This window comes from Shouchella hunanensis, assembly GCF_028735875.1.
Lineage (GTDB): Bacteria > Bacillota > Bacilli > Bacillales > Bacillaceae_D > Shouchella > Shouchella hunanensis.
On the sequence record NZ_CP117834.1, the window covers coordinates 1,894,247 to 1,918,619 of the forward strand.

At 41.0% G+C, this 24,373-nt stretch carries 28 protein-coding genes and 1 pseudogene; 21 read left to right on the forward strand and 8 right to left on the reverse strand.

Going from position 1 to position 24,373, the window contains the following annotated elements; translation table 11 throughout:
• The first annotated feature begins 125 nt into the window (after window positions 1-125).
• The 11 genes and pseudogenes from fdhA to PQ477_RS09785 all read left to right on the forward strand — a co-directional run bounded on the left by fdhA (window position 126) and on the right by PQ477_RS09785 (window position 10,040).
• Window positions 126-1,340: a formaldehyde dehydrogenase, glutathione-independent gene (gene fdhA / locus PQ477_RS09735; RefSeq protein ID WP_144557661.1), complete on the forward strand. Its 1,215-nt coding sequence runs from the start codon at window positions 126-128 to the stop codon at window positions 1,338-1,340.
• Between the two features lie 132 nt (window positions 1,341-1,472).
• A complete protein-coding gene (ykzS, locus tag PQ477_RS09740; RefSeq protein WP_035392967.1) occupies window positions 1,473-1,667 on the forward strand; it encodes a protein YkzS in 195 nt (64 codons plus the stop codon).
• Between the two features lie 12 nt (window positions 1,668-1,679).
• Complete coding sequence (locus PQ477_RS09745; RefSeq protein WP_274273478.1) at window positions 1,680-3,242, forward strand: sigma-54 interaction domain-containing protein; 1,563 nt, start codon at window positions 1,680-1,682, stop codon at window positions 3,240-3,242.
• Between the two features lie 119 nt (window positions 3,243-3,361).
• The gene (locus PQ477_RS09750; RefSeq protein ID WP_144557663.1) at window positions 3,362-4,528 is read left to right on the forward strand and encodes an iron-containing alcohol dehydrogenase; all 1,167 of its coding nucleotides are present in this window, start codon (window positions 3,362-3,364) and stop codon (window positions 4,526-4,528) included.
• Window positions 4,525-5,904 carry a hypothetical protein gene (locus PQ477_RS09755; protein ID WP_274273479.1) on the forward strand — a complete coding sequence of 460 codons (1,380 nt, stop codon included), beginning with the start codon at window positions 4,525-4,527 and terminating at the stop codon, window positions 5,902-5,904. The genes PQ477_RS09750 and PQ477_RS09755 overlap by 4 nt, the downstream gene beginning before the upstream one ends.
• A 1-nt stretch (window position 5,905) precedes the next feature.
• Window positions 5,906-7,324: an NAD-dependent succinate-semialdehyde dehydrogenase gene (locus PQ477_RS09760; RefSeq protein WP_274273480.1), complete on the forward strand. Its 1,419-nt coding sequence runs from the start codon at window positions 5,906-5,908 to the stop codon at window positions 7,322-7,324.
• A gap of 271 nt (window positions 7,325-7,595) precedes the next feature.
• Complete coding sequence (locus PQ477_RS09765) at window positions 7,596-8,114, forward strand: NUDIX hydrolase (protein WP_274273481.1); 519 nt, start codon at window positions 7,596-7,598, stop codon at window positions 8,112-8,114.
• 50 nt (window positions 8,115-8,164) lie between these two features.
• Window positions 8,165-8,388 (forward strand): annotated as a pseudogene (locus PQ477_RS09770) (aminopeptidase).
• Window positions 8,389-8,474: 86 nt separating this feature from the next.
• Window positions 8,475-9,032 carry a GNAT family N-acetyltransferase gene (locus PQ477_RS09775; RefSeq protein ID WP_274273482.1) on the forward strand — a complete coding sequence of 186 codons (558 nt, stop codon included), beginning with the start codon at window positions 8,475-8,477 and terminating at the stop codon, window positions 9,030-9,032.
• 97 nt (window positions 9,033-9,129) lie between these two features.
• Window positions 9,130-9,291: a hypothetical protein gene (locus PQ477_RS09780; protein WP_274273483.1), complete on the forward strand. Its 162-nt coding sequence runs from the start codon at window positions 9,130-9,132 to the stop codon at window positions 9,289-9,291.
• 533 nt (window positions 9,292-9,824) lie between these two features.
• Window positions 9,825-10,040 carry a hypothetical protein gene (locus tag PQ477_RS09785; RefSeq protein WP_035392963.1) on the forward strand — a complete coding sequence of 72 codons (216 nt, stop codon included), beginning with the start codon at window positions 9,825-9,827 and terminating at the stop codon, window positions 10,038-10,040.
• Window positions 10,041-10,050: 10 nt separating this feature from the next.
• Here the strand turns inward: PQ477_RS09785 and PQ477_RS09790 are convergent, their stop codons facing one another.
• Window positions 10,051-10,221 carry a hypothetical protein gene (locus tag PQ477_RS09790; protein ID WP_186370702.1) on the reverse strand — a complete coding sequence of 57 codons (171 nt, stop codon included), beginning with the start codon at window positions 10,219-10,221 and terminating at the stop codon, window positions 10,051-10,053.
• Window positions 10,222-10,348: 127 nt separating this feature from the next.
• On the opposite strand from PQ477_RS09790, the gene PQ477_RS09795 reads away from it, so the two are divergent.
• From PQ477_RS09795 to PQ477_RS09810, 4 genes are read left to right on the forward strand one after another with little or no spacing between them, the layout of a single operon-like run.
• Entirely contained in the window at window positions 10,349-10,792 is a 444-nt protein-coding gene (locus PQ477_RS09795) for a GNAT family N-acetyltransferase (protein ID WP_274273484.1), read from the forward strand.
• Between the two features lie 13 nt (window positions 10,793-10,805).
• On the forward strand, window positions 10,806-11,369 hold the full coding sequence (locus tag PQ477_RS09800) for an AAA family ATPase (protein ID WP_274273485.1): 564 nt from the start codon (window positions 10,806-10,808) through the stop codon (window positions 11,367-11,369).
• Between the two features lie 15 nt (window positions 11,370-11,384).
• Window positions 11,385-12,020 carry a pyridoxamine 5'-phosphate oxidase family protein gene (locus PQ477_RS09805; RefSeq protein ID WP_274273486.1) on the forward strand — a complete coding sequence of 212 codons (636 nt, stop codon included), beginning with the start codon at window positions 11,385-11,387 and terminating at the stop codon, window positions 12,018-12,020.
• 26 nt (window positions 12,021-12,046) lie between these two features.
• Window positions 12,047-12,499, forward strand: coding sequence for an NUDIX hydrolase (locus PQ477_RS09810; RefSeq protein ID WP_274273487.1), 453 nt, complete (start codon window positions 12,047-12,049; stop codon window positions 12,497-12,499).
• On the opposite strand, the gene PQ477_RS09815 is transcribed toward PQ477_RS09810, so the two are convergent.
• Window positions 12,486-12,626 (reverse strand): hypothetical protein, encoded by a 141-nt coding sequence (locus PQ477_RS09815; RefSeq protein WP_158331927.1) that lies wholly within the window; start codon window positions 12,624-12,626, stop codon window positions 12,486-12,488. The two genes, PQ477_RS09810 and PQ477_RS09815, sit on opposite strands and share 14 nt — an antisense overlap.
• Window positions 12,627-12,687: 61 nt before the next feature.
• Here PQ477_RS09815 and PQ477_RS09820 point away from each other — a divergent pair, with 61 nt between their 5' ends.
• Window positions 12,688-12,837 carry a hypothetical protein gene (locus PQ477_RS09820; RefSeq protein WP_274273488.1) on the forward strand — a complete coding sequence of 50 codons (150 nt, stop codon included), beginning with the start codon at window positions 12,688-12,690 and terminating at the stop codon, window positions 12,835-12,837.
• Between the two features lie 19 nt (window positions 12,838-12,856).
• Here PQ477_RS09820 and PQ477_RS09825 read toward each other — a convergent pair whose 3' ends face one another.
• Window positions 12,857-13,255, reverse strand: a complete 399-nt coding sequence (locus tag PQ477_RS09825) for a VOC family protein (protein WP_144557678.1) — start codon at window positions 13,253-13,255, stop codon at window positions 12,857-12,859.
• Window positions 13,256-13,271: 16 nt separating this feature from the next.
• Window positions 13,272-13,832, reverse strand: a complete 561-nt coding sequence (locus PQ477_RS09830; protein ID WP_274273489.1) for a DUF4256 domain-containing protein — start codon at window positions 13,830-13,832, stop codon at window positions 13,272-13,274.
• A gap of 127 nt (window positions 13,833-13,959) precedes the next feature.
• Here PQ477_RS09830 and PQ477_RS09835 point away from each other — a divergent pair, with 127 nt between their 5' ends.
• Window positions 13,960-14,601 carry a class D sortase gene (locus PQ477_RS09835; protein ID WP_274273490.1) on the forward strand — a complete coding sequence of 214 codons (642 nt, stop codon included), beginning with the start codon at window positions 13,960-13,962 and terminating at the stop codon, window positions 14,599-14,601.
• 52 nt (window positions 14,602-14,653) lie between these two features.
• On the opposite strand, the gene PQ477_RS09840 is transcribed toward PQ477_RS09835, so the two are convergent.
• Complete coding sequence (locus PQ477_RS09840) at window positions 14,654-15,496, reverse strand: YitT family protein (protein ID WP_035392958.1); 843 nt, start codon at window positions 15,494-15,496, stop codon at window positions 14,654-14,656.
• A gap of 244 nt (window positions 15,497-15,740) precedes the next feature.
• Here PQ477_RS09840 and PQ477_RS09845 point away from each other — a divergent pair, with 244 nt between their 5' ends.
• From PQ477_RS09845 to pdxA, 4 genes are all read left to right on the forward strand, one after another.
• Window positions 15,741-17,402, forward strand: coding sequence for a sigma-54-dependent transcriptional regulator (locus PQ477_RS09845; RefSeq protein WP_274273491.1), 1,662 nt, complete (start codon window positions 15,741-15,743; stop codon window positions 17,400-17,402).
• A 161-nt stretch (window positions 17,403-17,563) separates the two neighbouring features.
• On the forward strand, window positions 17,564-18,550 hold the full coding sequence (locus PQ477_RS09850; protein WP_274273492.1) for a 2-keto-3-deoxygluconate permease: 987 nt from the start codon (window positions 17,564-17,566) through the stop codon (window positions 18,548-18,550).
• Between the two features lie 23 nt (window positions 18,551-18,573).
• The gene (locus PQ477_RS09855) at window positions 18,574-19,863 is read left to right on the forward strand and encodes a four-carbon acid sugar kinase family protein (RefSeq protein WP_035392957.1); all 1,290 of its coding nucleotides are present in this window, start codon (window positions 18,574-18,576) and stop codon (window positions 19,861-19,863) included.
• Window positions 19,860-20,876, forward strand: a complete 1,017-nt coding sequence (gene pdxA / locus PQ477_RS09860) for a 4-hydroxythreonine-4-phosphate dehydrogenase PdxA (RefSeq protein ID WP_144557685.1) — start codon at window positions 19,860-19,862, stop codon at window positions 20,874-20,876. The genes PQ477_RS09855 and pdxA overlap by 4 nt, the downstream gene beginning before the upstream one ends.
• 70 nt (window positions 20,877-20,946) lie before the next feature.
• Here the strand turns inward: pdxA and PQ477_RS09865 are convergent, their stop codons facing one another.
• From PQ477_RS09865 to ahpC, 3 genes are all read right to left on the reverse strand, one after another.
• Window positions 20,947-21,690 (reverse strand): sulfite exporter TauE/SafE family protein, encoded by a 744-nt coding sequence (locus tag PQ477_RS09865; RefSeq protein WP_035392956.1) that lies wholly within the window; start codon window positions 21,688-21,690, stop codon window positions 20,947-20,949.
• A 206-nt stretch (window positions 21,691-21,896) separates the two neighbouring features.
• Window positions 21,897-23,426 (reverse strand): alkyl hydroperoxide reductase subunit F, encoded by a 1,530-nt coding sequence (gene ahpF, locus PQ477_RS09870; protein WP_274273493.1) that lies wholly within the window; start codon window positions 23,424-23,426, stop codon window positions 21,897-21,899.
• Between the two features lie 14 nt (window positions 23,427-23,440).
• Window positions 23,441-24,004, reverse strand: coding sequence for an alkyl hydroperoxide reductase subunit C (gene ahpC, locus PQ477_RS09875; RefSeq protein WP_060704241.1), 564 nt, complete (start codon window positions 24,002-24,004; stop codon window positions 23,441-23,443).
• Between the last annotated feature and the right edge of the window lie 369 nt (window positions 24,005-24,373).

Here is a 24,373-nt window from a genome sequence, read left to right on the forward strand (position 1 = left end):
AGAATGACAAGTACTGGTAAATAGAGTAGCAAGAAGGAACGATGGGTTCTTTGGAAAGAGGTGACACGAAACGATTTAACAAAGGTTTGGGATAACGGAAGAACGCTCACTATAGGAGGGATTACGTGGCAAATAATCGCGGTGTTGTATACATGGGTAAAAAAGGTGTACAAGTACAAGATATTGAGTACCCAGAATTGGTGTTAAAAGATGGCCCAGGAGTTCCTAAAGCGAATGTCGGTCGGAAATGTGAGCATGGTGTGATTTTAAAAGTCATCGTTACGAATATTTGTGGTAGCGACCAGCATATGGTACGTGGGCGGACTACTGCTCCAGAAGGTCTCGTATTAGGTCATGAAATTACTGGTGAAGTGGTGGAAGTCGGTAGAGATGTGGAGTTTATTGAGAAAGGTGACATTGTTTCAGTCCCGTTTAATATTGCGTGTGGTCGCTGTGTAATGTGTCAGGAGCGAAAAACGCACATTTGTTTAAATGTTAATCCAGACCGTCCAGGTTCGGCCTATGGCTATGTTGATATGGGCGGATGGGTTGGAGGTCAATCAGAATACGTCATGGTTCCTTATGCTGATTTTCAATTACTTAAGTTTCCAAACAAAGAGAAAGCTATGGAAAAAATCCTTGATTTGACCATGTTAACAGACATTTTCCCAACTGGATTCCACGGTGCTTATACAGCTGGTGTCGGTATTGGTTCAACCGTTTATGTAGCTGGCGCAGGACCGGTTGGTTTAGCGGCGGCACATTCTGCTCAGCTTCTAGGTGCGTCAAGTGTCATTGTTGGTGATCTTAACGAAGAGAGATTGGCGCAAGCCCGTAGCTTTGGCTGTGAAACAGTCGATCTTTCCAAACATGATCGACTCGGGGAACAAATAGAAGCGATCTTAGGTGTGCCCGAGGTGGATGCAGCTGTAGATGCTGTAGGGTTTGAGGCATCAGGTCACGGTGAACATGGAGGTGAACAGCCGGCAGCCGTACTCAATGCGATCATGGATGTGACCCAAGCTGGTGGGAAGTTAGGAATTCCAGGGCTTTATGTTACCGAAGATCCAGGTGCAACAGATGAAGATGCAAAGACAGGCTCGTTAAAAGTTCGGTTTGGACAAGGCTGGGCAAAGGCGCATACATTTGTTACAGGTCAAACGCCGGCCATGCAGTATAATCGACAGCTGATGAAGCTTATCTTATCTGGCAAAGCGTCCATTGCAAAAGCCGTCAACGCAACGGTTATTTCTCTAGATGAAGCACCGGATGGCTATGCTGATTTTGATGGTGGTGCAGCGAAAAAGTTTGTCATTGACCCGCATGGGACCCTTAAATAAAAAACAAAGCTACTATACTCTTTTCTTGGGAGAAGAGTGGGGCTACTGTATATAAATCCGAGCAGGAGATCTTCCTTGCTTGGTTTTTTTTTGGCATAATAAGAAGACTTAAAGAAAAAAGGAGCGTTTGCAATGGATCAGCATGAGGCACAGCAGATTTTAGGACAATTGCGTAGTGGAGAGATAAAAGAAGTGGTTGTGACAAAAGAGCAATTTACTCTTTTTCGCGAGGTGTTAGTGGAGCAAGATGATAAGAAGGATTTTCGTGGTAATGCGCAGCATCGTGGAGCTGTCATTTATACGTATCAACCTGGTTGGACGGCTTAAGGAATGAGCCGTATGAATCATTCAGTAAAAGGGAGTGATTCTCTTTCAGCTGTTATTGTTGCGATGGTTAAAGGGGATCATATTTCAATTGAAGTCGTTCATCATGACGGTACGGTGCTAGGTACATTATTTCTGTCCGATGTACGCAACGCCATTCAATTAGGTCGAGAAGGCGATACAGCTGCCTCTCTTCTCGATCACCGCCCAGAATTAGTCGCATCCCATCAGTTTGAATCGTTACTCAAAAGTGAGATGTTTGCGATATTAATGAATTCTCTCTATGACGGTGTGTACGTAACGGATGGAAAAGGCGTAACGTTAAAAGTAAATAAAGCGTACGAACGAATAACAGGTATTCCGGCGCAAGCCATTATCGGCATGCATATGCGTGATATGGAAAAAGCCGGCTATATTTCCCGTTCAATCTCCCTTGAAGTCATTAAGCAAAAAAAAGTAGTGACTCGGATGCAGCGTTTAGCGAGTGGAAGAAACGCTATGGTGTCTGGTACGCCGTCATTTAACGGTTATGGAGAGATTGAATATGTCGTAAGCGTGGTTCGTGATATGACCGATCTTATGAACATGCAGGCTGAGTTGGAAGGGTTTAAGGAACAACAAGCCGAGCTTGAGCGCTTCATTGGAAAAGGGGACGAAACGCCACTTGTTGCAGAAGACGAAAAAACAGTTGCGTTTCTTGCTACGGCCAAACGTGTCGCACAAACGACAGCAACCGTCTGCCTCCTTGGTGAAAGTGGTGTCGGAAAAACAAAAGCAGCCGCTTATATTCATGAACATTCGCAGCGAAAAGATAAGCCCTTCGTCGTCGTAAACTGTGGAGCTATTAGTGAGACCTTGATTGAAGCTGAATTATTCGGTTATGGACCTGGTGCTTTTACAGGAGCTCTAGCAAAAGGAAAAAAAGGTCTTATTGAAGCCGCACATGGTGGGACGCTTTTTCTTGACGAAGTGGGGGAGCTGCCACAAGGGACGCAAGTGAAGCTGTTGAAGGTGTTGGATGAGCAACGGTTTACACCAGTTGGTTCAACTACGGAAAAACACGTGGATGTTCGTCTCCTATCGGCAACTCACCAGAATCTTTCCAGTCTAGTGAAAAAAGGGGTCATGCGAGAAGATTTTTACTATCGAATTGCGGTCGTGCCGCTTTTCATTGAGCCGCTACGTGAGCGACCGAAAGAAATTGATCGCTTAGCACGCTTCTTTTTACAAGAATTAAATGGGCGCTATGGAAGAAAGGTTGTACTAGAGTCAGATGCCGTCTTAGCGTTACAGAAAAGACAATGGCCAGGAAATATTCGTGAGTTAAAGAATGTGATTGATTTTGTTGTTGCTACGAGCCCTACCCCTGTCATCCATGCAAGTAATTTACCGCAACCATTTATTCAACATGAGAAACAGATGCAGGCACCTACGCTAAAGGAAGCTGTAGTACAACTAGAGCAAGCGATGATTACTCAAGCATTGCATGACCATAAAACGACCCGAAAAGCAGCTGAGGCATTAGGAATAAGCCAAGCGGCACTTGTAACGAAGCGGAAAAACTACTCATTTGATTAGTTTTGTAATCATTCGATTCATATAATGATCAATAAGGGCAATAAAACCGCTCTGTACACCTATGTCATAAGTTGGCACACTTTTTGCTTCTACCTATAAAAAGATAGGGGGAAGTAAAGATGAATCAGCAACAATTTAAAAGCGCTTACAAAATTTGGACAGGATCAGGTTCTACAAAGCAAGTGAAACACGAGGTTGAGCGCTTAAAGATGAAGAAGCCGTTAATCGTTAGTGATCGCATTATTGCGAATGCAGGCTTGCTAGATGAAGTCTGTGCTCACTTAGACGAAGTCTCATACGGTACATTTTTGGAAGTGGAACCAGAACCAGCTTTTGCCGTCATTGAATCATGTAAACGTGTTTTTTTAGAAGGGAATTACGATGGATTTATTGCAATTGGTGGGGGAAGTGCTATTGATACGGCAAAGGCGGCTTCTGTGTATGCAACGTATGACGGCGCCTTAAGTGACTTTGTTGGCACCGATCTCGTTCCGGAGAAAGGTGCACCCCTTATCGCCATTCCTACAACAGCTGGTACAGGTTCGGAAGTCACGAATATTGCGATTTTATCGGACAAAGAAGCACAATTGAAGAAGGGAATTGCGAGCGATTACTTATTACCTGATGTGGCAATTGTGTCACCTGAAATGACCCGCACCGCACCACAACATGTCACAGCAGCAAGCGGCATTGATGCCATGGTTCATGGAATTGAAGCTTATTTATCTGTAAATGCCTCACCACTTACAGATGCGCTCGCACTTCAATCGATTACGATGATCGCTCGGAGTTTACCGAAAGCATATTCAAATGCCCATTTTTTAGAGGCCAGAGAAGAAATGGCGACAGCAAGCTTAATGGCTGGAATGGCATTTGGAAATGCCGGTGTAGGAGCGGTGCACGCACTAGCCTATCCGCTAGGAGGTCGTTTTAATATGGCTCATGGGGTGAGTAATGCGTTGCTATTACCGTTTGTAATGGAAGTAAACAAACCTGCTTGCCTAGAGCGTCTTGGGGATATTGCAACAGCACTAGGAGAGGAAACGACAGGACTAAGTCTAAATGACGCAGCTGACCGTGCTATTCTTGCGATGACGCGGTTATGTGCACAGGTGAATATTCCTGCAAGTTTGAAGGCATTTGATATTGAAAAAAGCGATTTAGAAGCAATGGCTGATGATGCGTCGAAAATTGATCGTCTCTTAAAAAATAACCCACGCCAATTAACGAAAAAGGAAATCTATGAAATCTATCAAGCGGCATATGAAGGAAGGACAGCACGATGAAATGGAGACAACGGCAGTTTGGTCAGGAAACACCTTATCAGCCATTAGGTCCGTTTAAACTAAGAGTCCCCTTCTACCATTACCGTTTTGAGTGGCCAGATTATGTGCAGGGGCTATTGATGTGTGCGGTTGATTTAGCCGCCATTCCGTTATTAATGGAACTGCTCGGTATGCCATTTGAGGCGGCGCTTGCCATCGTTATTTTGAATGGGCTATTTTATTTAACTCACCATTTGCTTGGGGATCCGGTTGTGCCAGGTTGGATTACACCAGCCATTCCGCTAATTATGATTTACGTCTCTTCGTTTCCAGAAGATGAACGAGTTCATGCATTAATTGCGTTTCAATTAACGTTAGGGCTCATTTCCATCTTTTTAGGAGCGACGGGCTTAGCGAGTAAGGTGGTTCGATATGTTCCTAGTGCGATTAAATCGGGTGTTATTTTAGGAGCAGGAATTATTGCGGTGATTACGATTTTCGAAGTAGGAGGTCGTTTTGAGTCGTTTCCGTGGACCATCTCAATTGCAATCGGTATTGGCTTTTATCTAATGTTTTCAAAGCATTTTCAACGTCTGAAAACAAGCGGTGGCATTTACGGTTTAGTAGGGAAACTAGGAATCTTACCTATCATTCTTCTTGCCGTTGTGGTTGCACCCTTATTCGGTGAGGCACCTTGGCCATCAATTGAGTGGGGGTTCTCGAAGCCTGACTTTATTACCCTTTGGAATGAATACACCTTGTTTGGGGTTGGTTTTCCGCCGCTTATGATGTTCTTAACCTGTTTGCCAACTGTATTTGCTGCTTATCTCGTTTTATTTGGCGATATTCTCCAAGCAAAAGCCATTATTAAAGAGGCGGATGAAGTACGCGAAGATGAAAAAGTCGATTACAACCCGAACCGTGCTCATCTTATATTTGGTGGGCGTAATAGCTTTATGAGCATAATTGGTCCTGATGTAACGATGGCAGGACCAACGTGGGCGGCCATGCAAGTTGTTATTACTGAGCGTTTTAAAGAAGGAAAGAAATCGATGCATTCCATCTTTGGTGGAATGGGTTCATTCCGATTAGGGACAAATACAGGCCTATTATTATTACCAATTGTAAGCTTAGTTGAGCCAATTCTTGGAGTGGCAATGGCGCTAACCTTATTAATCCAAGGCTATGTAAGCGTTCGAATCGGGATTTTAGAAGCGAAAAGCCAGCGCGATTTAGGGATCGCTGGCGTAATAGCGGCTATTTTAGCAGTAAAAGGTGCGGCTTGGGCCTTTGCTGCAGGTGTCATTTTATGTTTACTGATTTATGGAAAGCAGTTCTTTGATGGAGAAAACGATGAAACCTTTGTAAAAGATCAGAATGAAAAAAGGAGTGCGTAATATGAATCGAGCTCTATTTATTAACAATGGAGACGTTTGGACAAATCAAACCATTGAAGTAGAAAATCCCGCCACCAAAGAAATCATTGGAACGATTGCCAAAGCAGGGCAGGGAGAAGCGAAGCAAGCCGTAGATGCTGCAGCTTCTGCACTAAAAGCTTGGCAACGTAAAACCGCTGCTGAGCGAAGCGAATATTTGCTGAAATGGCACGAATTGATAAGACGAGATGAAAAGACCCTTGGTGAAGGGATGACAATGGAGCAAGGTAAACCATTAGAAGAAGCCATTGGTGAAATTCGTTACGCCAATAGTTTTCTTTCATGGTACGCGGAAGAAGGTAAGCGGATTTATGGAGAAACGGTACCCGCAAGTGCTCCGAATAAGCGAATATTCGTTCAAAAGCAGGCCATTGGCGTTATTGCAGCAATCACACCATGGAACTTTCCAGCAGCGATGCTCACGCGTAAATTAGGACCAGCGTTAGCCGCTGGCTGTACCGCTGTCGTCAAGCCTTCAGAATTGACGCCGTTTACTGCCTATCGCCTGGCCGATCTTGCTTTAGAAGCAGGAATTCCAAAAGGTGTTATAAATGTCATTTCAGGAGACGCGAAAGAAATTGGAGAAGCGTGGATGAACGATGATCGGGTTCGCAAAGTGTCGTTTACCGGTTCAACGGCAGTCGGAAAATTATTAATGAGACAGGCTGCGGATACAGTTAAAAAGCTCTCCCTTGAGCTTGGGGGACATGCACCGTTTATTGTCACCCAACATGCTGATATCGAAAATGCAGTAGATGGATTAATTGGTTCAAAATATCGAAACGGTGGTCAAACGTGTGTATGCGCCAACCGCGTGTACGTACACGAATCCATTAAAGACAGTTTTTCAGAAGCATTTGTTCAGGCTGTCAAACAGTTGAAGACAGGTAATGGCTTAGCTGACCATTCAACAATCGGTCCCCTTATCAATCAAAGCGCGGTAGATAAGGTTCAGAACCATCTTAGAGATGCGCAAGAAAAAGGCGCAACACTTGTCTATGGACAAGAACCTGAAGAGACAAATGGTTATTATCAGACACCAGTTGTCGTTATGGATGCAACTGATGATATGCTTTGTATGAATGAAGAAACGTTTGGTCCACTTGCGCCAATTACGACGTACCAATCAGTCGATGAAGTCATTCAACGGGCAAACGATACCCCTTTTGGTTTAGCCGCTTACGTATATTCAACGAATATAAGCGAAGCCTTTACCATTTCAGAAGCACTTGAATACGGAATTGTTGGGCTGAACGACGGGTTACCTTCTGTTGCGCAAGCGCCTTTTGGTGGTATGAAAGAGAGTGGACTTGGTCGTGAAGGTGGTCATTGGGGAATAGAAGAGTATCTCGAAGTAAAATATATTTCTATGCAGGTGTAATGAAAGAATTCCTTATTAGGGTTCCGCAATATGGAAAAGAAGTGTCGCCAGGAAGGTCTTCCTGGCGCCTTTTTGTAGATTGTCTGCTTTTATAAAATGAGCACTTCTTTCATCGTACATAACGGAGCATCAATAACTGCGGAAGGGATTGGTTCTTTTCTTGTAGAATTTAGTGAAAAGGGAACCTGCGTCCAACAGCTGATTTGAATAGAGTAGTGGAATTGTAAGAAAACGAATGATCGTATCTTTCTTGAAATGAAGGAGTTTAAAAATGGAGAAATGGGATTTGTATGATAGGCATCGAACGAAACTAGAGAAACAAATCATGCGTGGAGATCCAATGGAACTAGATGAATTTCATTTAGTTGTACACGTATGCATCTTCAATTCAGAAGGAGACATGCTTATTCAGCAGCGTCAACCTTTCAAGCATGGATGGCCAAACTTGTGGGATATCACGTGTGGGGGCAGTGCCGTTGCAGGCGATACAAGTCAACAGGCTGCTTCGAGAGAGCTATTCGAGGAGTTAGGTATCTCATATGACTTTAGAACGATTCGTCCGCACTTTACAATTAATTTTGACCGTGGCTACGACGATTATTACCTAATTGAACATGGTATTGATCTAACGAAATTGGTGTTACAGACTGAAGAGGTGAAAGCAGCGAAATGGGCTTCTAAGGAAGAAATTTTAAAGCTAATTCAGAAAAATGAATTTTTTCCTTATTATGAAAGTATCCTTTCGTTTCTTTTTGAAGGCCGACATCATTATGGCTCCATTCGGTTATAAAAAAGGGGGTCTTACTATAAATAACAGTATGTACTTCAGCGAATTCAAGTATAGCTAAAACAAGAGTAACTGCTTGGAGTACATTATTAGATGAAAATGCTGCTAGTCATATTGCTTTTGGCCAGGCGTACAGCGATACGATTTTAAATGGGTTGGGATGAATACCTCTGCTGTTCATAAAGATATGATGATAGGTGATGATTCAATGAATGTTTTTGGGTTAGTAGAACAAAAAGAAGTTCTACTAATGGCAAACGGTGAATGGAGCATTTGAGCCTTCATAGGTTCCGCTGTGTTTTTAAACGCCCATGATGAAGGGCTACAGAGTTACTCGACTTCTACTGGAATGAGGGATATAAAGTGGATATACGTACAGATAGAGTAACCATTCGTACGTTTCTAGATGATGATTGGGAAGAGGTTTACCGTTACACCTCGGATGCTGCTACGATGTATTACATGCCAGAAGGTGTACTTTCTAAAGACGAAACAAAACAATTGATTCTAAATAATAGTGGTGACGGTGCAAATGCAAAGCGTTTTCCAGTACTCTTAAAGAAAGATCAGGCCCTAATTGGTCATGTCGTGTTCCATGATTATTTTGGTTCTCACACCTTCGAAATAGGATGGGTGTTTCATCCGAACTATCAAAACAAAGGTTATGCATCCGAAGCGGCATATGCCGTTCTGAAATATGGGTTTGAAAACTTGAATTTACATCGAGTTATAGCTACCTGTCAGCCTGAAAACGTGCCGTCCTGGAGAGTGATGGAAAAAGTAGGTATGAGAAGAGAAGGTTATTTTAAGAAATGCATCCCGCATGAAAGTGGATGGTGGGATGAATATTACTATGCCATTTTAAAAGAAGAATTTGAAGCATTGGATATGGTCGGTGCTCACGTCCCAAAAAAAGAATAAAATAGTAGAATTCAACGAACGAAAGAAACAACTGAAAAATACAGTAGACAGCTACCTTACGTCACACGCTATCCTTTGAGATAGGAGGTGTGAAAGAATGAAAAATCCATTTGTATTCGGTCGATTAAAAGAAGACGATCCTAGGCATGAAGCGTTGGAAGCTACTATCGAGACAGTCTATGATGAATTGGAAAAGATGACAGCTGATGTGAATGTCACGATTGAACGACTGTCGAAGAAGTTTACCTGTGTAAGGTGACAGTTCTGGCATTTTTGTAGTTTTCGTCGCTAAAAAGAGGCTGGGACATAACTGAAAGTAGTATTTGAAAAGACGAATAGTCTAAAATATGCAGAGTAGCACCGCTACAGGAGAATCCTTCGCTTTCCGGGGGCACGGCCTCAGCCTCCTCCGTGGAAAAACGCCACTCCAGAGTCTTCAGACACGTGCTGATCCTTCAGGAGTCTTCGGATTCTCCTTCCGCTCATTTTCATATAAAACAAACGACGAACGTTCCTATTTTCAGGAATGTTCGTCATTTTGGTCTGTCTATCTACTTTTGTCCCATCCTCTTTGTTGTGATTGATTGTTCATTTAAAGCCTTTTAACAGATGCAGTTTCCATAATACTTTAACAAACGAGGTTGAACCATTCGTGACCATACTTACTTTAGTTGCTTATTTCGTGGTAACGCTGATTTACTCGTTTAACAAGTTAACTTCACGCAAAGCATGACTAGACGGTGAATGAAACCTGTCTTCATCTAACCCGTAAGATGGAATAGGGGGGAGAATGTGAAAACAAGACTACTGTACAAGCTTGATGATAATAAAAACACAAGTTTAAAGATTATTGAATCTGATCATCAACTCTTTGTACCAAATGAAAAGGATGTTTTACTACTTGATGGATGGGGTTACGTCATTGGTTCTCGTGAATTGTCGTATAAGGATGATCTGTTAGAAATAACCATACTTTGTTATCGAGAATCAAAGAAAAGGATGAAGTAGAAAAAGGCGTTCAATCAGAACGCCTTTTTCTATCTAAATAAAAGTTGCCTATAGGTCTTAAAACAAGTAGCCCAATAACAGCTAAATAGAACCAATCCCCTTCTTTATTAAAGACAAATCGTACAATAAGTAGACAAACCAAAAGGACGATTACAGTTGAATGGAATAGTATCTTACTCATAGTATGTTCTCCTAAATGATCATTGTTTTTCCTTTCATTATAATACCTTTTTCATAAGAGAGAGAGTAATTGATAAATGAAACTCCCTTACTAATCCTGTATAATGTGTCAAAAGGGGAGTGTCTTTATGGTAGTGAGGGAAGCAACATTGAAAGATTTAGAGGGAATTGCGCAATTATTTAATGAGTATAGAAAATTTTATCATCAAGAAGATCATATCGATGGTGCGCGAGGGTTCATGCGTAATCGCTTCGAACAGGGGGATTCGGTCCTTTTTATGGTGAAGGAGGATAACGCTTACTTAGGATTCACCCAGCTTTACCCAACATTCTCATCTATTTCAATGGCGAAAGCGTGGATTTTAAATGATTTATATGTACATAAGGATGCACGGGGAAAAGGTGTAGCAGCAGCCCTTCTTGATAGGGCAAAAGCCTATGCATTAGAAACGAGTGCAGTGAGTATCGCTCTTAGCACCGCACCTGACAACCTACCTGCACAGCGGTTATATGAAAAACATGGCTATAAACGGGACGAGCAGTTTCATCATTATGAGCTTGGACTAGTGTAAGGGGGGAAACAAAATGGCTGATCTTATTATTCTATTTGGCCCGCAAGCTGTTGGAAAAATGACGGTTGGAGAAGCATTAGCAAAGAAAACGGGCATGAAGTTGTTTCACAATCATATGACGATTGATGCCGTTGCTCCTGTTCTTGGTTTTACAGATGAAACGTGGCGACTCGTGAATCAATTTCGGAGGGAAATCTTTCAAGCCGCTGCCAAAAGCGATTTAAAGGGTTTGATTTTCACCTATGTGTGGGCGTTTGATTTGCAGAAAGATTGGGATTATGTTGAAGACATCTCTGCTATCTTTGAGGAGCAGGGTGGACGTGTGTACTTTGTTGAGCTGGAAGCATCGTTAGAGGAGCGCTTAGTACGAAATAAAAGTGACCACCGTCTTGAAAAGAAACCAACAAAGCGAGACGTCGTTTTTTCAGAGACTGAGTTAAAAGAAACAGCCGAAAGCCATCGCTTAAACTCAAAAGAGGGCGAAATAAACAAAAAGCAGTATGTACGGATCAATAATACATCGTTATGTCCAGATGAAGTGGCTCAACACATACAAGATGCCTTTCATTTTCACTAAGAAGGAGAGCGTATCATGGCATTTACAGACATTATAACCAGTCAAAATGCGTTTGAAGCATTTTGCGAAGAAATTGGAAAGCCAAGCGAGATGGCAGCAAATAAAGTGATTTCCTATTTAGATGAACAATGTGTGTCGTTTATTCAAGCCTCGCCATTTTTAACGATGGCATCCTCTAATAAAGAGGGTGAGTGTGATGTGACACCTAGAGGAGACGATAGGGGATTTGTTCATGTAATTGATGAGCATCATTTGTTCATTCCCGAAAGACCTGGAAATAAGCGCATGGATTCTGCCCACAATATAATTGAAAATCCTCATGTTGGTTTGATTTTCTTCATTCCTGGATTAGGAGAAACGTTGCGTGTGAATGGGAAAGCTTTCATTTGCCGTGACCCGAGCTTGCTTAAGGCATGCGTGGCAAAAGGAAAAACACCACACTTTGGTGTGCTCGTTCGTGTGAACGAGTGCTATGTTCATTGTGCAAAAGCGTTTCTTCGTTCTGGTCTATGGAAGCCTGAGACGTGGGCTGAGAAAGGGGAGCGTCCTTCACCTGCAAGGATGTTACAGGCTCATGTGAGCGTCGTTCAAAAATCGGAGCAGGACATTGAACGATCGTTACAAGAAAGCTATACAAAACGTCTTTATTAATGGGTGAATAGAAAGGAGGGAGTACAATGATTCGCCAAGCAGTTGGAGCCATCATTCATCAAGGCGATGCTTACATTGTTGTGTGTAAGTCGTGGCAGCATACGTTGAATGGGGAAATGAAAATCAACGATGAGTGGGACATTGTAAAAGGTGGGGTTGAAAAAAGCGATCCATCGTTGGAAGCGGCTATTTTACGAGAGCTTTATGAAGAGACAGGGTCAAACGCATTTACGGTCTGCAAAAAATTTGACGCAAAGCTACACTTTTCATTCCCTCCTGATATGCAAGAAAAGATTGGCTACAGCGCGCAAGAAACAACAATTTTTCTAGTTGAGTTTACAGGGAATGTAGACTACCTTAAGCCGGTAGATGGGGAAATTAGTGCAATTAAACTCGTTCATAAAAGCGAATTTTTAACGTATCTTAGTCATGAAGAGATGAGGCAATATGTAAAAGAAAACATCGCTAATGTCGTTTAAGGAAAAAGCGTTTTTTAATAAGAACAATTAGTAAAACAAGAACAAAAGCAAGACTTCCATATAAGAAGACGTTAAGAACAGCATCAACCCAGTTAAACTCAAAAAATGTAATAGTTTTCTGATTCATATGGTCTCCCTTCTGGACATTTCTTTTAGTTTAACACGATAAAAGCGAACGGAGGATTGAAATGGATCGAATGACGCGCATTCGTATGAACGAAAGGGCATACCATGAAGGAGTGTACGAGCGACACAAACTGTTTGAAAAAGGCAGTCGGCTCTATAAACCACTTTCGACTGTTGAGAATCTACTCCCTCACTTGGTGGTACAAAAATAACGGGTAACACCCGTTATTTTTAATGAGGGAATGTGAGCTGCCACGAGACACCAAACTTGTCATTAACCCAGCCAAAACATTTACTAAACCCATAGTTATCAAGCGGCATTAACGCTTGTCCACCTTCTGCGAGAGTGTAGTAGAGCCGGTTAATTTCTAGTTCGCTATCACATGTTAGGTAGATTGAAAAAGATGGCGTGAAATCAAATGCATGTTTTACGTGGCTGTCGATGCACATAAAATCTTGTCCTTTTAACGTAAAAACTGCTTGAATGACGGACCCTGGTTTTCCTGGCCCTTTTTCATCGTACCGTGCAATTTCCTTAATCGAAGCATCCTCAATCAGACTTGTATAAAACGTCATTGCCTCTTCGGCATCGTTGTTTTGAAACATTAAAAAAGGTGTTACTTTTTGCATAGGTATGCTCTCCTTTTTATATCGTTATGGCTACTCGAAACCCTCTCGCACTATAATACGATGATGCACCATTATGATAGACAAAGACATGTCCGAAGCGATAGTCACAAAAAAGTGCCCCGCCTCGCTCTCTTATATCCGCTGGTGTTTGTACCCAACTGGATGTCTTAGTATCAAAATCACCAAGTTCTTGTAGAGCACGGTATTGCGTTTCTGTGAGTAAAGAGGTGCCCATTGCCTTTACGGTGTCTATTACATTGAGAGTAGGTTTATTTGCTTTTCTAGCGTCTAGGGCGGCCTTGTCGTAACAGGCGCTTCTCCTCCCCGCAGGACTTTCTTTTGAACAGTCAACAAAAGTGTAGAGGTCTTGCTTAGCATCATAAAAAACCACGTCCGGTTCTCCGCCGGTAATTTCCATTTGATTTAGAGACCAAAGTGTTTCAGGATGATTCAGTAATCTCTCTTTAACTGTTGTCCATTCAATCGATAGATGACGTTGTTGATTCGCTTGAAAGCGGCTTTCTAGTGTACTTAGTAATGCTAGACCATCTTTATCAGAAAGAAAATGGTTTTCCATTAATGACTCACCTCTTTTTATTATTAGTATAGTAAACTTCACCCCCTTTTAAAAGCTATAGGAGTTTATGGAATCATTTGTGTTTTTGCATTTATGTACGGTATGCTTGATGAAGCGAGGTGATCGTATGAAGAAAGTTTATAACAGTGTCATCCTAATCGGTTTGGCTATCGCTATATTTTTCTCGTATCAATGGTGGCAAAGTACCCAATCTGTTCAGCCAATGGCAAGTGGACATTTACTTGAGGAGGCGCATGGTACTTCTCTTAATCAGAGAAGCGCTGTTCCAGAAGTTGAAGGCGAGCGTCCGTCTTCGTCAACAGAACCACAATCGAACGATCAGATCACACACTATTCAAATGGTGAAAACATTGGTCAGTTATCCATTCCTCAGCTAAACAAAACCTATGAAACGTTCTGGGGCACAGACGATGCGACACTCAATCGAGGAGTCGGCATGTATGTTAGTGAATGGACAACTACGCCAGATGAAAAAGGGCATACCGTATTGAGTGGTCATCGAGATACGGTGTTTTCTGAATTAGGCGAATTGGTCATAGGGGATCAGCTAATAGTGGAATTCGAAGGGTTTCAATATGTTTATGAAATTGATGACACTTGGATTACAGATGCAGAAGATCGAACGGTGATTGTGAAAAAAGACGAAGCAACGTTAACGATTACAACCTGTTATCCATTCCAATACGTAGGCGCGGCACCCGACCGTTATATTATTCAATCTCATTTGATCGCAACCTATGAGATGTAGCACACGGCAGACGTTTTTCTAAACAAAAAAGCTAAAGCAAGCTGAAGCTGCTTTAACTTTTAGGTAACGAAAACCCTTTTCCAATGATTTCAGAAGCGCTTAAGAAGACAACAAACGAATTTGAATCATGCGTTTGAATTAGTTCTTTTAAATAAACGGCTTCGGACTGATCAACAACACTAAATAATAATGATTTTCTTGCTTTAGAGTAACCGCCTTCGGACCAAACTTTGGTTACGCCGCGGTCGATTTCATTGTAAATGAGATCGGTCACTACTTGATCATGCTCCGTTATAATGAGAACGAGCTTTGAGTTGGTTGAACGTAAAAGCACGAAATCAATAACCTTGCTTCCAATAAACAATGCGACCATTGCATAAAGAGCAAGCTCTAAATTAAAGACAATCATTGCGGCAACGACAATAATGCCGTCAATAATGAGTTGAGCAAAACCACTTGAAACATTAAAATACTTCCGCATAATTTGACTAATGATTGTCGTTCCACCGGTTGATCCATTTCCTTTAAAAACTAGCCCAAGCCCCACGCCGAAAAGAATACCTCCATAGACGGAAGCGAGAAATGGATCGGTAACAGAAAAAGTCTTGAAGGATGTAAGCCATATAAATACAGGTAGTATAAAGGTGCCAACGAGTGTTTTAGCACTAAAGCTTTTGCCGAGAATGGCGTAGCCGACAAAGAAAAGAGGCACATTAATAATCAGCTGCACCACAGCGGGTGTAAAGCCGTATAAGTCATTTAAGATAATGCTAATTCCACTTACTCCTCCAGCTGCTAAACTAGCTGGAAGCATGAAAAGATTAAACGCTAAGGCGACAATAAATGTACCGAGAATAATTAACGAATATGATCGCAGTTCAGAAACTTGTTTCATGAAAACAAACCTCAATTCTATTTACTCATTAACAAATGAGTGCATTCACCAATTTCTAAATATATAGGAATGATAGAGATCATTCAATATCCTTTTTAGATTTCGTACGTTTTGTTACGATTATCCGTAAATTTACTGCAAAATTGATAAGAAATATGGTTTTCAACTGTTGCTACCTATCATTTTTGTAATGAGTGTGTTTCAATGATAGTAAAAATTGATACAGATGAAGGAGCAGATAAACTTGGTACGCATTCATATTGTCGCACCTTATTCTGCGATGGTTTCCGTTTTGAGCGAGTGTATTCCGCTTTTTCCATCTGCTGACATTACGTATTCTGTTGGGGATTTACAAAAAGGGCTAGAGATTGCGTTGGAGAAACAAGAAGATGGAATTGATCTCATTATTAGTCGAGGCGGCACAGCAAAGCTAATAAAAAAAGCGGTGTCTATTCCGGTTATTGATATTCAACTTTCTGGATATGATTTAACAAGATCTTTAACGCTGGCGAGTAAATTAAATGAAAAAACAGCTATTGTAGGCTTTCAGAACATTACAGCTGGAGCGGCGGCAATTATTAAGCTTTTACATTTGCCAATCAATGTCTATACGATTCATTCAGCAAACGAGGTTACATCGCTCTTACTTAAACTGAAGCAGGCAGGTTATAGTCATATACTAGGAGATGTCATTACGATTAATACATCTCATGAGGTTGGATTGAAAGGGATGTTGCTTCAATCAGGGAAAGAGTCTGTAGCTCGGGCGATTGAAGAAGCGATATACTTAATACAAACGTTGTCCAGGCAGACAATTATTAACCACGTAATGAAATCGTTGCTTATTGAGGAACATCGTAACATTATTATGTTTGATGAAGACGAGACCTTGTTGTATAAGCATTTTCAAGATTTTCGTGACCCGCTAGAAGAATCGGAATGGTCGCTATTACACACAAGCCTGGCTATTAATGAATCAATCAAGGAGTTTTATACAAAAGAACAGGGGCGTCTTCAAGTAAGAGGGATGTTAATTGATAAACGCTATAAAGTATACGTATTAAGTCGCTTGCATCCTGTCTTAAACCTTAAAGGTGTGACAGAAAAGACGATTATGAAAAAAGAACCTGTTGCAATGTCATCGGTTCCATCTGCAAATCGGTTTAGACTATTGCAACATTTATTTAAGAAAAATGAAGCTGTTGTTATTTCAGGTGAACGGGGTACAGGAAAAACGTTTCTGACAAGACAACTTCATATACTGGAAAATAGAGAAGAGCCCTATGTGGAAATCGATGCCGATGTGTTTTTATTGCAGGATTTAGAGCACTTGCTTACAAAAAAACCAAGAACCATTGTGTTAAATCAATTTTCTATAGATGAACATCAAGAACTTTTGTCTGCATGTTTACAGAAAAGGAAAGCAAACTCCTTTCGACTCATTATGCACACGTCTGCGAGGTGGGATGAGGACCAGCTTGAAGCATGGGGATTGAAACATGTCCATATGCCGGTTTTAGCAGATCGGAAAGAAGACATGGGTGATTTAGCAACATTTTTCTTAGCCGATTTCCATCAAATTTATGGAACAAGGCCTGTTGGTATCTCCGAGGAGGCTATTGCTTATTTGGAGAACGTGTCTTATAAGCATCACATTAGAACATTAAGAGAAGTGATTAAGAATGCAACGATGGATGAAAAAGAGTACCTATTAAGTAAAGAAGTAATTAAATCGGTCGTTGAAACAACCGAGCAAAAACAAACGTTTCCAATTAATGGAACGTTAAAAGAAATGGAAAAAGCGATTATTGCTCAAGTGCTACAAGAGGAAAATCAAAATCAAACCCAAGCAGCAAAGCGGTTAGGTATCAACCGAGCAACGCTGTGGAGAAAGCTTAAAGATTAAATTCTTTAGGCTTTTTTTATTTGTATAACTGTTGCATTATTAAACACTTTTTATTTTATGGAATTAATTTTACAAAAATGTGTTGCAATATTGTTCGATTTCTTTTATGATGCAAGTAACTTATAAGTGAAAGCGTTTTTAAATAGAGGAGGAGTAACGATATGAAGATTAAAGCTTTTTTGGACCGAGTCCCAGGAGGCATGATGGTTGTCCCGCTATTACTAGCTGCGACAATTAATACATTCTTTCCAAATGCATTAAGAATTGGTGGTTTTACAGAAGCTCTATTCGTTAATAGTTCAGGCGCACTAATTGCTTTGTTTTTATTAATTGCTGGAACACAGATTACATTTAAAACAGCAGGAACATCGGTGAAAAAAGGATTAACGCTTCTCTCGTTTAAATGGGGAATTGGAGCAGGTGTCGGTTTACTCGCACTAATCTTAGCGGATTCAAATGGCTTGTTCTTAGGATTAGCGCCAATTGCGATCATCGCAGCAATGACGAATTCAAATGGTGGTTTATATATTGCTTTAGCTGGACAGTACGGAAAAGAAGATGATAAAGCGGCTTATCCATTTTTAGCTTTAAGTGACGGTCCATTTTTAACAATGGTAGCGTTAGCAATCTTCGGAACAATGGGCTTTGCTCAAGGGATGTTTTCTCCACTTGACTTTGTAGCAGTATTGCTCCCGCTTTTAATTGGTATTGCAATCGGTAATATCGATAAAGACATGGGTGAGTTTCTTTACAAAGGCAGCGACAAACTCGTTCCATTCTTTGCTTTTTCACTAGGAATGGGGATTAACTTCACAGCGATTATTCAAGGTGGTATTAGTGGAATTTTACTAGGTGTACTAACCGTATTGCTTACTGGTGGAATTGGTTATTTTATTTTCAAATGGATTGGGTGGAACCCGATTGTTGGAACAGCGGAAGGCTCAACAGCTGGAAACGCAGTAGGTACACCAATGGCTATCGCCACAGCAAACGCATCATTCATGCCGATGGCTGAAATTGCAACGGTACAAGTAGCGGCAAGTGTTGTGACAACCGCGATTTTATTACCTATCTTTATAGGAATACTAGCGCGGCGACTTGAGAAGAAAACCGGTAAGCCTATAAATGAGATAAATGCAACGATGTAGTGGATGACTAAAGGAGAGGAATTATGAATTTAGCAATTATCGCAGACGACTTAACAGGTGCTAATGATAGTGGTGTTCAATTAGCGAAATATGGATTGAAAACATCTGTTTTCTTTAAAGAAGATAAGCGCTATCTTGGTGATAATGATGCCGTTGTTTTTGATACAGATAGTCGTGCTATTCGTGCTGATAAAGCCGAAGACATTGTATCAAGTGTGACAAGATTCTTACTAAAACAAGGCGTCACCAATATTTATAAAAAGATAGATTCGACCATGCGCGGAAATATTGGGGCGGAACTGTTAGGTTTTCAAGGAGAGTATCAACAGGACTTTATCTTTATTGCACCGGGTTATCCGACGAATGGTCGAACGGTCATTGAGGGATATCATTATTTAAATGGGCGCAAACTAGGGGAAACGGAAATTGCGAATGACCCGGTAACGCCAGTAGTAGAATCTCACTTACCAACATTAATAGGAGATCAACTGGATACAGAAGTAGGACTTGTGACAGTATCTGAATTAAGAGATACCAGTTTATTTCATGACAAACTTAATCAATTGAAGGAAGATCGAATTGTTTATGTTGTTATTGATTCGGAAATAGATGAAGACTTAAAGCTTCTATTAAAAGAAATGAAGCGAACACCCTTTAAAATAGGTCTTGTTGGTTCTGCTGGTTTAGCCAACCATCTTCCTGAACATTATGGTTTGGAAAAGACGGAAAACGCGTTGGAGATTCCAAATCGCAAGAAATCTGTATTGACGGTTGTTGGAAGTGTAAATGTGCAGTCTCGAAAGCAGTTAAAGCAACTACTGAATAACAAATCAGTAGAAGCGATTGAAGTGGCTTCCCATAAAGCTGTTTCAGATGATGAGACGAGAAGAGCTGAAGTAGAAAGAGTCTATTGTACAGCTAAAAAACTTGCTTTTGAGGGACATGATGTTGTTCTATATTCTGCTGGTGAAAAAAATGACATTGAGCACGCACGCCGGGTAGGTAATTTGAATGGCTATACGTATTCAGAAACAAGCAGCGAAATCGTTCACATGATGGGCGAAATTTCTGCAAGGCTGTTAAGAGCCAAGCTTTTCCAAGGTGTCGTTATGACTGGTGGAGACACAGCGAAAAAGATCTGTGAACATTGGCGCGTAACAGGGTTCCAATTGTACGATGAACTTGAAGTAGGGGTACCAATTTCAACTTTCATTGGTGTAAAAGGACTTTTTGCAATAACAAAAGCAGGTGGATTTGGTCAAGAAGATGTCTTGATTCATTCCATCGAAAAGTTAAAGGGTGAGAAAAAATGAGTAAGACGAAACCAATCGTTGGAATTACAATGGGTGATGCAGCAGGGATCGGGCCGGAAATCATTGTAAAGGCATTAAGCCATTCCACTGTTTACGAAGAATGCCGTCCGCTCGTTATCGGTGATGCGAAAATCATCGAAAAAGCAGTACGTATTACAGGTGCTTCAGTGAAGGTTAATGTCGTAAGTGAACCTGCACAAGCACAATTTAGTCACGGAACGGTTGATATCATTGATTTAGACTTATTGCCAGAGGATACGGCATTTGGTGAAGTGGCAGCCGTTGTGGGAGATGCAGCTTATCAATATTTGGCGAAAGCCGTATCATTAGCTCAAGCGCATGAAATCAATTCGATTTGTACAGCACCATTAAATAAAGAGGCTCTTCATAAAGGAGGTCATCTTTATCCAGGTCACACGGAGATTCTTGCAACATTAACAGATACAGAAGACTATTCTATGATGCTGACAACACCAAATCTACGTGTGATTCACTTAACGACGCATGTTGGCTTAATTAAAGCAATTGAAAGTATCACGCCAGAACGAACGTATAAAGTTGTGAAACTTGCACATGAAACGTTAAAAAATGCCGGTATTGAAACTCCAAGAGTAGCGGTATGTGGCATCAATCCTCACGCAGGTGAAAACGGATTGTTTGGTTACGGGGAAGAGGAAGAGAAACTGCTTCCGGGTATCCAACAAGCACAAAAAGAGGGCATTCACGTGGAAGGTCCTTATCCGGCTGACACACTTTTCTTTAGAGCGGGACGCGGAGACTTTGATATTGTTGTAGCATGTTATCATGATCAAGGACATGCGCCGATTAAAGTAATGGGAATTGAAGAAGGTGTAAATATCACAGTTGGCTTAAAAGGTGGTATCATTCGTACTTCTGTTGATCACGGAACGGCCTTTGACATTGCTGGAAAAAACATTGCTGATGAAAAAAGTATGATTGTTGCCATTCAATCTGCAAGTGAACTAGCTCCCATTTGGGAAGAAGAGAATTAATGTTCAATAACCTCCATCTCTATGGAGGTTATTTTTTAATTAGCTGCAGAAAGCAAAAGGGTTACGGCTTTTAAGCAAACAAAATGATGTTGATAGCAGATAACGTAATCAACACAATCGTGATTCGTTTAACGAGTTTAGCGTTTACCCTTTCAAATAAACGTAAGCCTAAGTTGGTTCCGAGTATAACGGCTACTAGGCCAATAAGGAAGTATGTAAAGAACGACGGATAAAAATCACCATTTGCCGCATGGATGGAGATCGAAAAAAGGCTTGCTACGGTTGTGACAGCTTGAACGCTAACGATGTAGGAAAATTTCTTTGTTGGGTAAAAAAGTAAGAAGTACAGTACGATAAATGGCCCACCTAATCCAAAGACCCCACCAATCAACCCAGCTGCAAAGCCAAGTCCTATTTGCGATACTTTTTTTCTCCTTGGTGTAACGTCAACAATTGCATCCATTTTCTTTGCGCTTAATAATTGATAAAGGACAATAAGTAATAACACGACACCGAGCCATATTTTTAAAAAATCCATATCGCCATATGCCGACAGAATGAAGAAAGCGACAAAGCGCCCAAGGAGGACAATTGCGAGAAACCCAAGAATCTCTTTCCATTTCAAATGCTTGTAGTACTTAAACGTAACCGTCAGTCCAGAAATAACAAGAAGCGAAATAACAAGTAACGTTGTTTCTTTTACCGTAAGAAAAAAGGGAAGGATTGCGGTAATAACAAGACCTAACCCTAGGCCAGTTGCGCCTTGTATAAATGCGCCAATAAAAACAGCAAAAAAGATAATCAGAAGTAACATTGGTCAATCAACTCATTCCAGCGTAAGGTGTCTTTATAAGGAGCTCTTCTCGCATTATAACAAATCTTATTAATGAAAAGGATAAGGACTTCCCACACTTGATCTTTTACTGCTGTTGCTATTAAACCAAATGAATGCCTCATAATAGGAAATAGCATGTTAAAAAAAGAGCGACACCCCATCGTAATGAAGTGACGCTCCCAGTGTTAATTTCTTATCATATAGTCAAAAGCACCGAGTGACGCGGTAGCACCTGAGCCCATAGAAATAATAATTTGGTTGTACGCACTGTCTGTGCAGTCTCCTGCGGCAAACAATCCAGGTACATTAGTAGAGCCATGCTTATCAACAACAATTTCACCCATGCGATTACGTTCAACCGTGTCATCTAACCATTCTGTGTTTGGTACGAGACCAATTTGAACGAAAACCCCTTGCAGGGCAACATGATGAATTTCTTCCGTTTCACGGTCTTTGTAGGAGATTCCATTTACGTGAGAATCACCTGTAATTTCCGTTGTTTGTGCATTGGTAATAATGGTTACGTTTGGTAGGCTGTTTGCACGATCTTGTAGAACATTATCTGCTTTAAGTTCAGATGCAAACTCAAGAACCGTTACGTGATTCACAATTCCTGCAAGATCAATTGCGGCTTCAATCCCGGAGTTTCCTCCGCCAATAACAGCAACGTCTTTCCCTTCAAATAACGGACCATCGCAGTGAGGGCAATAAGCTACACCTTTGTTTTTGTACTCTTGTTCACCAGGCACATTCACGTTTCGCCAACGAGCACCTGTTGATAAAATAACAGTCTTGGCTTTAAGAACAGCGTCATTCTCAAGTGTCACTTCAAACAGGTGTTTCTTTTCTAAGCGTTTTGCAGTTTGAAGATTCATGACGTCCACATTATAGGTTTTGACATGTTCTTCTAAACTAGCAGCAAGCTTAGGACCTTCTGTTGACGGTACACTAATAAAGTTTTCAATGCTTAGTGTATCAAGAACCTGTCCACCAAAGCGTTCCGCTACGATACCGGTGCGTATTCCTTTACGAGCTGCATAAATAGCTGCGCTGGAACCAGCCGGACCGCCACCGACAATAAGAACATCAAATGGATCTTTGCTTGTTAGCTCATCTGCGTCAACGCTAACGCCCATTTTAGCGATCATTTCTTCTATAGTCATACGTCCGCTACCAAACGGTTGACCGTTCATGAACACTGTAGGCACAGCCATAATTTCTTTTTCTTCCACTTCTTGTTTAAATGCAGCACCATCAATCATTGTGTGTGTGATGTTCGGGTTTACCACACTCATCAGATTCAGCGCTTGAACCACATCTGGGCAGTTGTGACAAGATAAGCTGATATAGGATTCAAAATGATGCTCGCCATCAATGCCTTTAATTTGATCAATAATAGCTTGGTCGACCTTAGGTGGTCGTCCACTCACCTGAAGCAACGCCAAAACAAGCGATGTAAACTCATGACCTAAAGGAACACCGGCGAATACAACGCCGGTGTCCTCTCCAACACGATTTACACTAAAGCTTGGCGTTCTTGGCAGAGCTGCTTTTTCAAGCGTAATTTTCGTAGACATTGCTGACAGTTCGTCAAGAAGCTCGACCATTTCTTTTGAAACGTCATCGTCGCCAGCATGTACTTTAATAACAATGTCATTTTCCAGTAACGCCATGTACTGGTTTAATTGTGTCTTAATCTCTGCTGCAAGAGCCATCTTTATAACACTCCTTAGATTTTACCTACTAGGTCAAGGCTTGGTGTAAGTGTTTCAGTACCTTCTTCCCATTTAGCAGGGCATACTTCACCTGGGTTGTTACGTACATATTGTGCTGCTTTAATTTTGTTTACAAGCGTGCTCGCGTCACGACCGATACCATCAGCGTTAATTTCAACTGCTTGAATAACACCTTCTGGATCTAAAATAAATGTTCCACGATCAGCTAGGCCTGAAGCTTCGTTTAATACTTGGAAATCACGAGAAATCGCTTGTGACGGATCACCGATCATTGTGTACGTGATTTTACCAATTTTTTCAGAGCTATCGTGCCAGCCTTTGTGCACGAAGTGCGTGTCTGTAGAAACAGAATAGACTTCTGCACCAAGAGATTTTAGTTCTTCATATTGATTTTGAAGATCCTCTAATTCTGTTGGACATACGAAGCTGAAATCAGCAGGGTAGAAGCAAACGACGCTCCACTGACCTTTCATTGATTCGTCTGTAACCTCAACGAATTCACCATTTCTATATGCTTGTGCTGTGAATGGTTGTACTTGTTTACCGATAAGTGACATGAACAATTCCTCCTAATGTTAAATCTAAGCATATGTGCTTAAATTGTATTAATTCTAATTATGTACTAATTATTGAATAAAGATGTTCGTTTGTCAATGCCTTTCTCGAAAGTTTGACAATCGACACAGAATGTTTCTATTTAGCGATATGAAAGGGATAGTTAACTGAATTTTTTATCAATAAAATAAATTCCTTCTATGACAGTTTGGTAAGCGTTTTCTTTTCAAATGAGAAAACGCTTATGTAAATGAGAGGAAGTAATAGCAGAAAATCAATGGTTTTTAAATTTAAAACCGTGTTTGGTTTCCTTCGTGATGAAGTTGCAGCATCTTTTAAAATAGTTGACCGACTTAGGAAAAGAGAAATCG

Bases quoted from the DNA above. Each gene is read 5' to 3' on its own strand.
- PQ477_RS09745 (WP_274273478.1), top strand. From the start codon at position 1,680: ATGAATCATTCAGTAAAAGGGAGTGATTCTCTTTCAGCTGTTATTGTT.
- PQ477_RS09755 (WP_274273479.1), top strand. From the start codon at position 4,525: ATGAAATGGAGACAACGGCAGTTTGGTCAGGAAACACCTTATCAGCCA.
- PQ477_RS09855 (WP_035392957.1), top strand. From the start codon at position 18,574: ATGAATTTAGCAATTATCGCAGACGACTTAACAGGTGCTAATGATAGT.
- PQ477_RS09765 (WP_274273481.1), top strand. From the start codon at position 7,596: ATGGAGAAATGGGATTTGTATGATAGGCATCGAACGAAACTAGAGAAA.
- PQ477_RS09840 (WP_035392958.1), bottom strand. From the start codon at position 15,496: ATGAAACAAGTTTCTGAACTGCGATCATATTCGTTAATTATTCTCGGT.
- ykzS (WP_035392967.1), top strand. From the start codon at position 1,473: ATGGATCAGCATGAGGCACAGCAGATTTTAGGACAATTGCGTAGTGGA.
- PQ477_RS09815 (WP_158331927.1), bottom strand. From the start codon at position 12,626: ATGAATCAGAAAACTATTACATTTTTTGAGTTTAACTGGGTTGATGCT.
- PQ477_RS09850 (WP_274273492.1), top strand. From the start codon at position 17,564: ATGAAGATTAAAGCTTTTTTGGACCGAGTCCCAGGAGGCATGATGGTT.
- ahpC (WP_060704241.1), bottom strand. From the start codon at position 24,004: ATGTCACTTATCGGTAAACAAGTACAACCATTCACAGCACAAGCATAT.
- PQ477_RS09835 (WP_274273490.1), top strand. From the start codon at position 13,960: ATGAAGAAAGTTTATAACAGTGTCATCCTAATCGGTTTGGCTATCGCT.
- PQ477_RS09805 (WP_274273486.1), top strand. From the start codon at position 11,385: ATGGCATTTACAGACATTATAACCAGTCAAAATGCGTTTGAAGCATTT.
- PQ477_RS09795 (WP_274273484.1), top strand. From the start codon at position 10,349: ATGGTAGTGAGGGAAGCAACATTGAAAGATTTAGAGGGAATTGCGCAA.
- pdxA (WP_144557685.1), top strand. From the start codon at position 19,860: ATGAGTAAGACGAAACCAATCGTTGGAATTACAATGGGTGATGCAGCA.
- PQ477_RS09820 (WP_274273488.1), top strand. From the start codon at position 12,688: ATGGATCGAATGACGCGCATTCGTATGAACGAAAGGGCATACCATGAA.
- PQ477_RS09825 (WP_144557678.1), bottom strand. From the start codon at position 13,255: ATGCAAAAAGTAACACCTTTTTTAATGTTTCAAAACAACGATGCCGAA.
- PQ477_RS09810 (WP_274273487.1), top strand. From the start codon at position 12,047: ATGATTCGCCAAGCAGTTGGAGCCATCATTCATCAAGGCGATGCTTAC.
- PQ477_RS09790 (WP_186370702.1), bottom strand. From the start codon at position 10,221: ATGAGTAAGATACTATTCCATTCAACTGTAATCGTCCTTTTGGTTTGT.
- PQ477_RS09750 (WP_144557663.1), top strand. From the start codon at position 3,362: ATGAATCAGCAACAATTTAAAAGCGCTTACAAAATTTGGACAGGATCA.
- PQ477_RS09865 (WP_035392956.1), bottom strand. From the start codon at position 21,690: ATGTTACTTCTGATTATCTTTTTTGCTGTTTTTATTGGCGCATTTATA.
- ahpF (WP_274273493.1), bottom strand. From the start codon at position 23,426: ATGGCTCTTGCAGCAGAGATTAAGACACAATTAAACCAGTACATGGCG.
- PQ477_RS09780 (WP_274273483.1), top strand. From the start codon at position 9,130: ATGAAAAATCCATTTGTATTCGGTCGATTAAAAGAAGACGATCCTAGG.
- PQ477_RS09760 (WP_274273480.1), top strand. From the start codon at position 5,906: ATGAATCGAGCTCTATTTATTAACAATGGAGACGTTTGGACAAATCAA.
- PQ477_RS09830 (WP_274273489.1), bottom strand. From the start codon at position 13,832: ATGGAAAACCATTTTCTTTCTGATAAAGATGGTCTAGCATTACTAAGT.
- PQ477_RS09800 (WP_274273485.1), top strand. From the start codon at position 10,806: ATGGCTGATCTTATTATTCTATTTGGCCCGCAAGCTGTTGGAAAAATG.